Raw genomic sequence first — 12,329 nt, 5'->3', positions numbered from 1 at the left:
ATATATAATAAATTTAGTATCATGCAATACAAAGTACTTGAAAATATTTATAATTAAATTTAACGTATTGATTATCAGTTAATAAAAATTAATTAAAAATTTAGTGTACTTGATCTTTCTGTATGATAAGACAAATGACAGATCGTAAATGTTACATCACAAAATGAAATTCATGAAGATTTTTATAAAAAAAATAAAGAAAAAGAATAAAAAATGTAAGCGGTTGTTTTTTATTATTAATTTAGTGAAAACTAAAAATCATTATCATATGAGAAAATTTTACTTATTATTTTTGTTGTTAATATTAATATTTTCATGTAAAAATGAATCTTTCTTAGAAATAGAAGACAACACATCAGATCCTACATCTAATTATAATTTTGGAAGTACTGCGCAAAAGAATTTCCAGGGTGTAGTTCTCGACACAAACGGACAACCGGTTTCAGGAGCAACCGTTACCATTGGAGCCAATACGGCAACAACCAACCTTAAAGGTTTGTTTACCTTTAAAAATGCTTCAGTAAAAGAAAACTTTGCCCATGTAAAAGTGACAAAGACCGGATACGTGAATGCCTCAAGGGTTTTAGTTCCTACCAACGGAATAAATCAGGTGAATATCATGATGATTCCTGTAACAACTACTTCTACAATTACTTCAGGCTCTACCTCTACAGTTTCACTTCCAAACGGAACTAAAGTAAAATTTGACGGAAGCTTTAAAGATGCAAACGGAAATGCTTATTCAGGAAATGTGAGTGTTGGAGTTTTTCATTTAGCTCCATCCAATCAATACCTGAATGAACTCATGCCAGGATCTTTTTTGGCAACCAATTCCGGGGGGAATGCAAGAGTGATGGAAACTTTTGGGATGTTGCATGTACAGTTAACGGGTAGTGCCGGACAAAATCTTCAGATTGCAAACGGCCATACTGCGGAAATTACAGTTCCGGTAGATGCTTCACAAACTTCCAATTCACCCAGCACAATTCCATTATGGTCTTATAACGAAGACACAGGAATGTGGAAAGAAGAAGGTTCCGCAACAAAGATTGGAAATAACTATGTAGGAACAGTAAATCATTTTTCCTGGTGGAATTGTGATGCACAGTTTGCACAGGCAACCATGAAAGTAACGGTAAAAAATTCAGCAGGACAAGTTTTGCCTAATATTAGAGTGACCTTAAAGAGAAGTTCTCAATCCTATGAAACCTATGGAATGACAGATAATACAGGTATGGTGTCTGGAATTGTTCCCGCAGGTGAAGTTCTTAACTTAAAAGTTTATGATATCTGTAATAATGTAATTTATACCTCGAATGTTGGGCCATTTCCAGCTGGGATTATAACAACAATCCCAGATATTACTGTAAATCCCACTACAACTACCAGTTATACCATTCAGGGAAATTTGAAAACCTGTTCGAATACTGATGTTACAGATGGTTATGTAATCCTGAAACCTGTAATAAGTACTAACTACTTTCAATATTTGTCAGTACCGGTAAACAGTACCGGAGTTTTTACATTTAATACCTATTCATGCAATGCAAATCCACAGTTTACTTATGAAGGATTTGACAGTGTTAATTTTCAGACAACCAATGAAATTACTTTCACGGCAACAACTAATACTGTAAATCTGGGAAATATTATGGCTTGTAATTCTTTGAGTGAATTTATCAATTATAAGATTGATAATCAGCCTGTTGTTTATGTGTTAGGACTGATTAATGCACAATGGACAGGCCTCACACCTACATCACCTAATATGTCACCTAAACAATTGAGAATAAATTCAATGAATGCTGCAGGCCCATTTTTTTCCATGACTCAGAATAATATGTTGGGAGTTGCTGCAAGCTTTACTTCAAATTATGGATTTGAATTTTCAGGAGGTGCTATTACTTCAAATAATGGCAACCTCGTTGTAAATGTAACTTCTTTTGGAGCTGTAGGAGATTATATTGATTTCACCGTCAATGGAACTTACACCAATAGTTCAGGAAATCATACTTTCACGGCAACAGGGCACGTAAAACGTGATCTGTAATCACTGTAAAAATAAAAAGGACCGAAAAGGTCCTTTTTTTATTGTATTATTTATTCTCTGTCGAATCGGGCAAGTTTTTTATCCACCCAAATTGTTGCAAAAGGGAAAAATGCAGATAGTAAGGCGAAAACAAAATCTTCATCGTCCCAATGATAAATTTTTCTTGCAGGAAGGCAGAGTAGGAGGTAAAGTGTAAAAAATAATCCGTGTAAACTCCCAATAACGCTGATGAAGATAATAGAATATAAATTTTCATCATATCGAATCCAGATCATCGCAACACAGTACAGTAAAAGACATGAAATGGCTTCTGCCAGACAAATCTGTTTAAACCACTTGATGATTTTTTCCTGAGAATATTTTGAGAATATTTTTTCGATGAATTCCATTTCTTGAGGTATGAGGTGAGAGGTAAAAGGTAAGAGTCTTTCTCTGGCTTTTAGTTTTTAGCCTCTCATTTCTGGTTGCAAAATTACTTATAAAAACTGCTACCATCCAAATATTCAAAAACTTCAGGAGGCAGCATAGGTCTTACATTTTTACCATCTTTGATCATATTTCGGATTTCAGTAGCAGAAAGCTCTATGACCGGTGCTTTTATCAAAGAGATATTTTCGTGTTGTAAATACTCGGAATCTTTTTTCTCTCCTTCAAATACTCTTGGATATACAATAATATGATGATTCTTGATCAGAATATCAGAATTTTTCCACTTGTGAAGGCTCTTCAGGTTATCTTCTCCCATAATCAGGCTGAAAGAATATTCAGGATATTTCTCATGAAGATAAGTAAGAGTATCGATGGTATAGCTGGGCATCGGAAGAGAAAATTCCACATTGGAAGCTCTCATATTCGGATAATTCTTTACTGCAAGCTGTACCATATCCAGCCGGTTATGATCTTTCAGCAAAGATTTTTTGTCTTTGAAAGGATTTTGTGGGCTTACCACAAACCAAAGTTCGTCCATATCAGAATTTTCCAGAATATAATTTGCCAGAATAAGATGTCCGATATGAATAGGATTGAATGATCCGAAAAATAAACCGATTTTTTTCATTTTTGTTAGGTAATAGGTAGTAGGTAGCGGGTTACAGTAGTTTGAAATATCAATATTTTGATCAGAATTTTATCTTTGTGCAGGCTTTTACTCCCTGCAACCTAAATCCTGCAACCTTCTTACTCCCTAAATTTTACATCCTTAATGTTCAGATAATGCGTTACATTGCCTTTCCAATGGTTTTCTTCCAGTGTAAAAGCAAGATCAAAATTCTTATTTTTAAAATCTTCAACAAACTGTCCCAGTTTGAATCCGACACATTCAATATTTCGTCCTGTAGATTCCTGCTTGATATAAAACTTAAGGTGATTATTGTCTTTCCCCATAGTTTTTACATATCCTGAAAGTTTTTGATCTGTCAGGGTAAAAATAGGTTTCATATTATGAGGCCCAAATGGAGCCAATTTTCTGTGGAAATTGATAAACTCTCTGTTGATTTCATCCACCGTAATCTCCGTATCAATGGTAATGGAAGGTTCCTTCTGATGTTCTTTAATTTTTTCAGAAACAATTCTTTCAAATTTTTCCTTGAAAGCAGCAAACTTATCTTTCTCCATCGAAAGACCGGCAGCAGCGTGATGTCCCCCGAATTTAAGGAAATATTCAGAACACAGATCAAGAGCTTCATGCACATCAAAATCAGAAACAGATCTTGCAGAAGCTACCATTTCCCCGTTATTACCATCGGTAAATACAAGGGTTGGTTTATAATAGGTTTCAATAAGTCTTGATGCCACAATACCAATGACTCCTTTGTTCCATTCAGGATGGTAAACAATAGTGGTATGCTTGGTTTCCTGCTGAGATTCTATAATCTGGTTTAATGCAGAAAGTGTAGAATTCATGTCCAGTTCACGCCTTTCATCATTGAGATTCATGATATCATTTACAATCTGGTTGGCATGTTTCAGATTGTCAGAAACCATAAGTTCTACAGCTGCTTTACCATGAGAGATTCTTCCGGCAGCGTTGATTTTAGGCGCTATTTCAAAAACAATATTGGAAATTTCAAAATGAGAAAGCTTATCCTCAGGAATTAAGAGTCTTAACCCAAGATTTCTGGTCTTTCTGAGTGTTTTCAATCCCATTTTAGCCAAAACCCTGTTTTCTCCAGTCATAGAAACAATATCTGCTGCAATGGAGATGGCCAGAAGATCCGTCAGTTCAAATAATTCTGCTTCCGGTAATTTATAAATTGTATTAAGTCCCTGGCATAGTTTAAAACCAACACCACATCCTGAAAGTTCTTTGAATGGATATCGGCAGTCATTTCTTTTAGGATCAAGTACTGCTGCAGCATTGGGGATTTCTTCACCCGGAAGGTGATGATCACAGATAATAAAATCTATATCCAGATTACTGGCATAGCTGATCATGTCTAGTGCTTTGATTCCGCAGTCCAGAGCAATGATTAATGAAAAACCATTTTCTTTGGCAAAATCAATTCCTTCTGTAGAAATACCATATCCTTCAGAATTTCTGTCTGGAATATAGTATTCTAAATATTTTTTTTCAACAATCTTACTGAGATAAAGGTACATTAAAGCAACCGCTGTGGTTCCGTCCACATCATAGTCACCATATACCAATATTTTTTCACCATTTTCAATTGCGGTTGCAATACGCTCTACAGCTTTTTGCATATCTGCCATTAAAAATGGATTGTGGATATCGTTAAGGTTGGGTTTAAAAAATTCTCTGGCCTTTTGGTAATTGTCAATTCCTCTCAGAACGAGAAGTTTAGATTCAAAAGTACCAAAACCAAGTGACGAACTTAGTCTGTCCACAACTTCCTCATCGGGTTCAGGCTTGTAAATCCATTTTTGACTCATTTCACAAAAATAAGGAAAAAAGTTCTAAAAGTGGCTTTAAAAATCAGCAAATTAGATTTTGAAATAAGACTAAGGGTGTCCTTTGTAAAACTTATCTCTGTTAGTAAAAAAGATAGTAATATCTCTCTTTCTGTTTCTTTCAGAGGTTGTCTTTATAATAATACTGTACTCATTCAAATGATACTTTTCAAGTGTTTTTTATGATCATTTTGTCTGGAATAAAGATACTATTCAAAAAAGATTTCGGAGAATTTTTGACTTTATAATTGTCAAAAAAGTTGTGACTTTATGAAAGCTAATAAATATGATGTAGTAGGAGCGTACACAGCATTCAAAAAATTAGGTTTGCTTTCGGAAGGAAGTACGCAGACCAACTTTGAGAAAATGTTCAACTCTCATCCGGATAGTAATAAGAGAGCAGAAGCTATTAAAAAGAAAGCAGAGAAAGACGGCTTATGGAAAGATCCAGGAACTGTTTCTTTGCCTGCAGTGAGATTAACGAAATAATTATTTTATTTATTGTTTAAACGAAAATACCCCAAAGCAACGCTTTGAGGTATTTTTATATAGATTTTAATGTTGTTCAGATTATGAATACATTTTTTCTCTTAATTCTTTTACCTTTTTATCAGCAAGGTATTCGTCATAAGTCATTTCTCTGTCAATGATTCCGGTAGGAGTCAGTTCAATGATTCTGTTACAGACTGTTGAAAGCATTTCGTGGTCATGAGATGCCAGTAAAAGATTTCCTTTGAAGTTGGATAAAGAGTTGTTCAAAGTTGTGATACTTTCAAGGTCTAAGTGGTTGGTAGGTTCATCTAATAAAAGAACGTTAGCTTTCTGAAGCATCATTCTACTGAACATACATCTCATTTTCTCACCTCCGGAAAGTACTTTACAAGATTTTAAAGCTTCATCTCCTGAGAATAGCATTCTTCCTAAGAATCCTCTCATGAATTCTTCGTGACGCTCTTCGTCATTTTTAGTAAATTGTCTTAACCAATCAACTAAGCTAAGATCTTCCTGGAAGAAACTTGTATTGTCTAAAGGCATGTGAGATTGGTTCGTTGTAACTCCCCAGGCAACAGTTCCTTTGTCAGCTTCAACATTTCCCGCTAGAATTTCGAAAAATTCTGTAATCGCTAAAGAGTTTTTAGAAAGGATAGCTACTTTATCACCTTTTTTAAGGTTAAGGTCGATATTTGAGAATAATAATTCTCCGTCTTTTGTTTTTTCAAGACCTTTTACATCTAAAATCTGATCTCCTACTTCTCTTTCCATTTCGAAAATAATTGCAGGGTATCTTCTTGAAGAAGGCTTGATATCGTCAATATTTAATTTGTCGATCATTTTCTTTCTTGCAGTAGCCTGTTTTGCCTTAGCAACGTTAGAGCTGAATCTTGCAATGAAGTCCTGAAGTTCCTTTTTCTTCTCTTCTGCTTTCTTGTTAGCCTGAGCTCTTTGTCTTGTTGCCAATTGAGAAGCCTGGTACCAGAAAGAGTAGTTACCCGTATAAAGGTTTAGTTTAGCATAATCCAAGTCACCAATGTGCGTACAAACCGTATCCAGGAAGTGACGGTCGTGAGATACAACAATTACGGTGTTTTCATAGTCTGCAAGGAAATCTTCCAACCATGAGATGGTATCAATATCAAGGTCGTTGGTAGGTTCATCCAGAATCAATACATCAGGGTTTCCGAAAAGTGCCTGAGCCAAAAGAACTTTTACTTTGTCCTTATTCTCAAGTTCACTCATCATTTGCCAGTGCATATCATCTTTGATTCCAACATTTGAAAGCATAGTCTGTGCATCAGATTCTGCAGTCCATCCTCCCATTTCATCATAAATTACACCTAATTCACCGGCCTTAATTCCGTCTTCATCAGAGAAATCTTCTTTTGCGTATAACGCATCCATTTCCTCTTTTATCTCAAATAATTTCTTGTTACCTCTTAAAACTGCTTCAAGAACAGTATACTGATCATAAGCAAAGTGATCCTGCTCCAAAACTGACATTCTTTTCCCTGGTTCCAGAGATACATGTCCTGTTGTAGGATCCTGCTTTCCTGTTAGTATTTTCAGGAATGTAGACTTTCCCGCACCGTTTGCTCCGATGATCCCGTAGCAGTTTCCTTTGGTAAACATAATATTTACCTCGTCAAAAAGAACTCTTTTCCCGAATTGTAAAGATAAGTTAGATACTGTTAACATATAGTTTTGTAAATTTGGCGCAAAAATACGAAAAGAATTTGGGTATTCTGTAATAATATAATAGTCAAGTTTTTAAATGTATGGTATTTTTTATATATTTCATTAACGAAATTTTAAAATGATGAAGATTGAGAAAACAGTTAGCATATTAAACAAAAGAGCCCGTTTTGAATACGAAATTCTGGAAGAATACGAAGCCGGAATGGTTTTGACGGGTACAGAAATAAAATCTTTACGTTCTTCCAAAGCATCCATCACAGAATCCTTCTGTCAGTTTATTGATGGGGAATTATACATCATCAACATGATGATTGATGAATATAAATTAGGAACTTTTTACAATCATAAAACAAAAAGGGAACGGAAATTGCTCTTGCACAAAAAAGAATTGCAAAAACTTGAAAAAAAGTTAAAGGATGCTGGGAACACCATAATACCTTTAAAATTATATATCACTGACCGAGGTAAAGCAAAGGTGCTAATAGCGCTGGGTAGAGGGAAAAAGCTTTTCGATAAAAGAGAGGCGATAAAAGATAGAGAAAATAAACGGAACCTGGACAGAATATTAAAGAAAAGTTAAAAATCATTTGAAAAACTTTGTATATAAAGAAAAATTATATTTATTTTGCATTATCAATTATTTAATCATTTAATTCTATGAAAAATCTAAAATTAGGAATTTCAGCATTGGCGCTTACTGTTGCCTCTACTGTTTTCGCACAGACTACCAACAATCCGTGGTTAATCGGAGTTGGTGCTCATGCAGAAAACCACGTAGCAGCACGTGCAGGTTTCAGTAATACGTTCTCTGCTAACAATTTGACAAAAAGTATGTTCAATGTGAACAACTTTTCTATTACACCTCCATTATCTAAGTTAACAGTTGCTAGAAACGTTGGTAAAGGTTTAGTAATTGACTGGCAGACTTCTGTTGGAAATGTTGAAAACAAAAGATTCAACATGGGGAAAGAATTTTTCCTAATGACAGGTCTTGGTTTCCAGGCTCACGCTGCAGGTCTTTTATGGAACGAAGAATCTTGGTTTGATCCATATTTAAGAGTTGGTGCTAACTACTTAAGACACGATTATACTGCTCTTACTTTCCCAAGAACTGCTGTAGATGCTAACGGTAATCCAATCGAAAATGTATCAAATGGTAAGGATGGTAACGAAAACGGTAAAGCTAACCACTTTGCTTTAGCTACAGGTGCTGGTGCTAACTTCTGGGTAACTAAGAACTTCGGTCTTGGTGTTCAAGGAGACTATGTATCAACTCCAGGTGACCACTCTACAGTGGCTAACTTCTGGCAAGCTTCTGCTTCTATCTTATTCAGATTCGGAAACAGAGATAGAGATAAGGATGGTATCCTAGATAAAGATGACCTTTGTCCAGATACACCAGGTTTACCAGAATTCCAAGGATGTCCTGATACTGACGGTGACGGAGTTCCAGATAAAGACGATCAATGTCCAGAAGTGGCTGGTCCAGTTGAAAACAACGGATGCCCTTGGCCAGATACTGACGGTGATGGTGTAATCGACAAAGATGACGCTTGTCCTACAGTAGCAGGTCCTGCTGAAAACAACGGTTGTCCTTGGCCAGATACAGACGGTGACGGTATCTTAGATAAAGATGATGCTTGTCCTACTGTTCCAGGTCTTCCTGAATACAACGGATGTCCTAAGCCAAAAGAAGTAACAGCTACTGACGTTGAAAAGAACCTTAAGAGCGTATACTTCGATTTCAACAAAGCTACTATCAGACCAGAATCTAAAGGTGCTTTAGATACAGCTTCTGAAATCATCAAGAAAGATGGAGGTAGATTCCTATTAGTTGGTGAAACTGACAAAAAAGGAAGTGATGCTTACAACTTGAAATTATCTAAAGAAAGAGCTGCTTCTGTAGTTGCTGCTTTAGATGCAAGAGGTGTAGATGTTAACGCATTGAAATCAGTAGGTATTGGTGAGCAAAATGCTAAAGTTGCAGAATCTGCATCTGATGCTGAAAGACAAGCTGATAGAAAAGTAACTGTTAGATACATTGGTGATGACAGCGAATGGAACAAATATCAGAAATCTGATGTTGTTGCTCCAGCAAAAAAAGCTACTAAGAAAGCTACTAAAAAAGCTCCAGCTAAGAAAAAAGCTGCTGCTAAAAAGAAAAAATAATTAATTTTTCTAAATAATGAATACCTCCAATTTTATTGGAGGTATTTTTTTTTTTGTTGACTTTTGAGTAATTTTGTTGGAAATTTAAAAATTAAAATGGGAAGAGCATTTGAATATAGAAAAGCTTCTAAAATGGCCAGATGGGATAAAATGGCCAAAACATTCTCTAAAATAGGAAAGGACATTGCACTAGCTGTAAAAGCTGGCGGAACAGATCCTGAATCTAATCCTGCGCTGAGAAGATGTATCCAAAACGCGAAAGGAGCCAACATGCCTAAGGATAATGTAGAAAGAGCTATTAAGAAAGCAAGTGGTGCAGACGCAGAAAACTATGAAGAAATCACTTATGAAGGTTATGGACAAGGTGGTGTTGCGTTCTTTGTAGAATGTACTACAAACAATACGACAAGAACTGTAGCTAATGTAAGGGCTGTCTTTAATAAGTTTGACGGTAACCTTGGTAAAAATGGCGAATTAGCATTTATCTTCGACAGAAAAGGAATTTTCACAATTGATTTGGCTCAGATTAAAATGGATTGGGATGATTTCGAAATGGAAATGATTGACGGTGGTGCAGAAGATGTAGAAAAAGACGAAGAAGAAGTAATGATTACCACTGCTTTTGAAGATTTCGGTTCTTTATCTCACAAACTGGATGATCTTGGAATTGAAGCTAAAAGTGCAGAACTTCAAAGAATTCCAAACAATACAAAAGAAGTAAATGCAGAACAGTTCAAAGCTAATATGAAAATGCTTGAGCGTTTCGAAGAGGATGATGACGTTCAAAACGTTTACCACAACATGGAAATCACAGAAGAGCTGATGGACTCTTTATAAAAAATAATATAGCATTCATATACAGTTAATTTTCAATTAGTTTCTTTGTACAAAACTATGAAAAGAAACGTTGAATTAGTTGTTATATCGGATGTTCATTTGGGAACTTATGGATGTAAGGCTAAAGAATTGTTGAGATACCTCAATTCTATCCAGCCTAAAACTTTAGTTTTAAACGGTGATATTATTGATATCTGGCAGTTTAAAAAGTCTTACTTCCCTAAACCTCATTTGAAAGTAATCAGAAAGATTCTTTCATTAGCCACAAAAAACACAGATGTGTATTACATTACGGGCAATCATGATGAAATGTTCCGTAAGTTCACAGACTTTGAACTGGGAAAACTTAAAGTGTGTAATAAAGTCTGTCTCACTATCGATCAGAAAAAAGCCTGGATATTTCACGGTGATGTTTTCGATGCATCCGTCCAGCATTCCAAATGGATCGCCAAACTTGGCGGAAAAGGTTACGATCTTCTTATTATTATCAATAATGTTGTAAATTGGTTCTTAGAAAAAATGGGTAAAGAGAAATACTCGTTTTCTAAAAAGATCAAAAATAATGTGAAAAAAGCAGTCAAATACATTGGAGATTTTGAACTTACAGCTTCTGAACTGGCTATTGACAATCAATATGACTATGTGGTGTGTGGGCATATCCACCAGCCGCAGATTCGTGAGGTAGTTAATAAAAAAGGAGCCTGTACTTATTTGAATTCCGGTGACTGGATTGAAAATCTATCTGCTTTAGAATATCATGATAAGGAATGGAAGATTTTTTACTATGATGAACACAAACACTTACTGAAAGATGATGAAGTGGAAGAAATCCCGGAAATGGATAATTCTGCTCTTTTAAAAATTGTAACCAACTTTTCCTAAATGAAGATTTTGTATGCATTCCAGGGTACTGGAAACGGGCATGTTGCCAGAGCACAGGAAATTATTCCTCTTCTTAAAAAATACGCATCTGTTGATACATTGATTAGTGGGCACCAATCGCAATTAAAGGCTGATTTCGACATTAATTTCCAATATAGAGGGATTTCCCTTCTTTATAACAAAACAGGCGGTTTATCATACCGAAAAACGTTTACAGAAAATAAGTTCATCGAAGCAGCCAAAACAATCAGAGAACTGGAACTATCCCAATATGATTTAATCATTAATGATTATGAGCCTCTGACAGGTTGGGCCTCCAAACTGAAAAATCTTCCGATGATAGAACTCAGCCATCAGGCTTCCATGAGTTTCCCGGAAACTCCAAAACCTAAGAAAAAAGACTTTCTCGGAGAAATGATTTTAAAATACTATGTTCCCAGTGAGAGAAAAATAGGGTTTCATTTTGAAAATTATCATCCACAGATCAAAAAACCGGTAATCAGAAGAAAGATCAGAAATCTTAATCCTTACAAACAGGGGTATTATCTTGTGTATTTACCCAGCTTTGCAGACGAGAATATCATCAAGGTTTTAAGAAAAATCCCTGTAGAATGGAAAGTATTTTCAAAATACAGCAAAGTACAGGTGAAAGTGAAAAACGTAGAAGTGTTTCCTATTGATGAAAGCCAGTACCTGAAATATTTTGAAGGTTGTGAAGGTATTTTATGCAACGCAGGTTTTGAGAGCCCTGCAGAAGCATTGTTTATGGACAAAAAACTATTTGTGATTCCTATCCACAATCAATATGAGCAGGAATGCAATGCATGTGCTCTTGACAAAATGGGGATCCCCAATTCTAAGGTTTTAAATCTTCAGGAAATTATGGAGTGGGTAGCCTCAGACCATCATCTTAAAGTAGATTATCCGGATGATATTGAAGATATATTACTCAATGAAGTTTTAATTCTTTAAAAAAATATCTTCCACATCACTCATTCTCATCATAACAGATCTGGCATAGGAACAATGCGGGTATACTTTCCAATTGTTTTCTCTGGCGAATTTGATGGCTTCTTCTACTAAAAATTTTCCCATTCCTCTGCCTTCAAATTCCGGGTGTACCAATACAAAAGAGATGATAAATTTATGATCTTCCGGGAAAATAGTATAGGTAAGCCTTCCCACTTCTTTTGTTTCATTATTTAAAGTAAGAACACCGCCGTTTCCGGATTTATTGTTTTCAAATTTCATGTTTCAGGACTTTAATGATAAATATACAAAAATTGCACCG

Annotated in this window: 11 protein-coding genes and 1 pseudogene; 7 read left to right on the top strand and 5 right to left on the bottom strand. The window is 35.4% G+C overall.

Annotated elements, in window-relative coordinates:
* Positions 1–268 precede the first annotated feature (268 nt).
* Complete coding sequence (locus CQ046_RS09940) at positions 269–2,050, top strand: carboxypeptidase-like regulatory domain-containing protein (RefSeq protein ID WP_123906601.1); 1,782 nt, start codon at positions 269–271, stop codon at positions 2,048–2,050.
* A 50-nt stretch (positions 2,051–2,100) separates the two neighbouring features.
* Here CQ046_RS09940 and CQ046_RS09935 read toward each other — a convergent pair whose 3' ends face one another.
* The 3 genes from CQ046_RS09935 to recJ all read right to left on the bottom strand — a co-directional run bounded on the left by CQ046_RS09935 (position 2,101) and on the right by recJ (position 4,939).
* A complete protein-coding gene (locus CQ046_RS09935; RefSeq protein WP_105702114.1) occupies positions 2,101–2,439 on the bottom strand; it encodes a DUF3817 domain-containing protein in 339 nt (112 codons plus the stop codon).
* Between the two features lie 83 nt (positions 2,440–2,522).
* The gene (nadD, locus tag CQ046_RS09930; protein ID WP_105702113.1) at positions 2,523–3,107 is read right to left on the bottom strand and encodes a nicotinate (nicotinamide) nucleotide adenylyltransferase; all 585 of its coding nucleotides are present in this window, start codon (positions 3,105–3,107) and stop codon (positions 2,523–2,525) included.
* A gap of 119 nt (positions 3,108–3,226) precedes the next feature.
* Positions 3,227–4,939 carry a single-stranded-DNA-specific exonuclease RecJ gene (gene recJ / locus CQ046_RS09925; protein ID WP_105702112.1) on the bottom strand — a complete coding sequence of 571 codons (1,713 nt, stop codon included), beginning with the start codon at positions 4,937–4,939 and terminating at the stop codon, positions 3,227–3,229.
* 276 nt (positions 4,940–5,215) lie between these two features.
* Here recJ and CQ046_RS09920 point away from each other — a divergent pair.
* Positions 5,216–5,446: pseudogene (locus CQ046_RS09920) on the top strand (peptidase); the annotation flags it as partial.
* An 81-nt stretch (positions 5,447–5,527) separates the two neighbouring features.
* Here CQ046_RS09920 and CQ046_RS09915 read toward each other — a convergent pair.
* Positions 5,528–7,150, bottom strand: coding sequence for an ABC-F family ATP-binding cassette domain-containing protein (locus tag CQ046_RS09915; protein ID WP_105702111.1), 1,623 nt, complete (start codon positions 7,148–7,150; stop codon positions 5,528–5,530).
* A gap of 121 nt (positions 7,151–7,271) precedes the next feature.
* On the opposite strand from CQ046_RS09915, the gene smpB reads away from it, so the two are divergent.
* The 5 genes from smpB (at position 7,272) to CQ046_RS09890 (ending at position 12,010) form a co-directional block, all read left to right on the top strand.
* Positions 7,272–7,730 carry an SsrA-binding protein SmpB gene (gene smpB / locus CQ046_RS09910; RefSeq protein WP_034694839.1) on the top strand — a complete coding sequence of 153 codons (459 nt, stop codon included), beginning with the start codon at positions 7,272–7,274 and terminating at the stop codon, positions 7,728–7,730.
* A gap of 77 nt (positions 7,731–7,807) precedes the next feature.
* Complete coding sequence (locus CQ046_RS09905) at positions 7,808–9,319, top strand: OmpA family protein (RefSeq protein ID WP_105702110.1); 1,512 nt, start codon at positions 7,808–7,810, stop codon at positions 9,317–9,319.
* 96 nt (positions 9,320–9,415) lie between these two features.
* Positions 9,416–10,156, top strand: a complete 741-nt coding sequence (locus CQ046_RS09900) for a YebC/PmpR family DNA-binding transcriptional regulator (protein WP_105702109.1) — start codon at positions 9,416–9,418, stop codon at positions 10,154–10,156.
* Between the two features lie 57 nt (positions 10,157–10,213).
* Positions 10,214–11,038 (top strand): UDP-2,3-diacylglucosamine diphosphatase, encoded by an 825-nt coding sequence (locus CQ046_RS09895; RefSeq protein WP_105702108.1) that lies wholly within the window; start codon positions 10,214–10,216, stop codon positions 11,036–11,038.
* Positions 11,039–12,010, top strand: coding sequence for a glycosyltransferase family protein (locus tag CQ046_RS09890; RefSeq protein WP_105702107.1), 972 nt, complete (start codon positions 11,039–11,041; stop codon positions 12,008–12,010). It begins immediately after the preceding gene.
* Here the strand turns inward: CQ046_RS09890 and CQ046_RS09885 are convergent.
* Positions 11,999–12,289: a GNAT family N-acetyltransferase gene (locus CQ046_RS09885; RefSeq protein ID WP_105702106.1), complete on the bottom strand. Its 291-nt coding sequence runs from the start codon at positions 12,287–12,289 to the stop codon at positions 11,999–12,001. The genes CQ046_RS09890 and CQ046_RS09885 overlap by 12 nt on opposite strands.
* Positions 12,290–12,329: the final 40 nt, after the last annotated feature.

Origin of the sequence: Chryseobacterium sp. MYb7 (assembly GCF_002979455.1) — a bacterium.
GTDB lineage: Bacteria > Bacteroidota > Bacteroidia > Flavobacteriales > Weeksellaceae > Chryseobacterium.
Note: the sequence above shows the minus strand (reverse complement) of the source record. Positions and strands in the feature narration are given on the sequence as shown.

What these genes read in the sequence shown, in the direction of transcription:
- CQ046_RS09900 (WP_105702109.1), top strand. Translation starts at nt 9,416, where the DNA reads ATGGGAAGAGCATTTGAATATAGAAAAGCTTCTAAAATGGCCAGATGG.
- CQ046_RS09895 (WP_105702108.1), top strand. Translation starts at nt 10,214, where the DNA reads ATGAAAAGAAACGTTGAATTAGTTGTTATATCGGATGTTCATTTGGGA.
- CQ046_RS09940 (WP_123906601.1), top strand. Translation starts at nt 269, where the DNA reads ATGAGAAAATTTTACTTATTATTTTTGTTGTTAATATTAATATTTTCA.
- CQ046_RS09885 (WP_105702106.1), bottom strand. Translation starts at nt 12,289, where the DNA reads ATGAAATTTGAAAACAATAAATCCGGAAACGGCGGTGTTCTTACTTTA.
- CQ046_RS09890 (WP_105702107.1), top strand. Translation starts at nt 11,039, where the DNA reads ATGAAGATTTTGTATGCATTCCAGGGTACTGGAAACGGGCATGTTGCC.
- CQ046_RS09905 (WP_105702110.1), top strand. Translation starts at nt 7,808, where the DNA reads ATGAAAAATCTAAAATTAGGAATTTCAGCATTGGCGCTTACTGTTGCC.
- CQ046_RS09915 (WP_105702111.1), bottom strand. Translation starts at nt 7,150, where the DNA reads ATGTTAACAGTATCTAACTTATCTTTACAATTCGGGAAAAGAGTTCTT.
- recJ (WP_105702112.1), bottom strand. Translation starts at nt 4,939, where the DNA reads ATGAGTCAAAAATGGATTTACAAGCCTGAACCCGATGAGGAAGTTGTG.
- nadD (WP_105702113.1), bottom strand. Translation starts at nt 3,107, where the DNA reads ATGAAAAAAATCGGTTTATTTTTCGGATCATTCAATCCTATTCATATC.
- smpB (WP_034694839.1), top strand. Translation starts at nt 7,272, where the DNA reads ATGAAGATTGAGAAAACAGTTAGCATATTAAACAAAAGAGCCCGTTTT.
- CQ046_RS09935 (WP_105702114.1), bottom strand. Translation starts at nt 2,439, where the DNA reads ATGGAATTCATCGAAAAAATATTCTCAAAATATTCTCAGGAAAAAATC.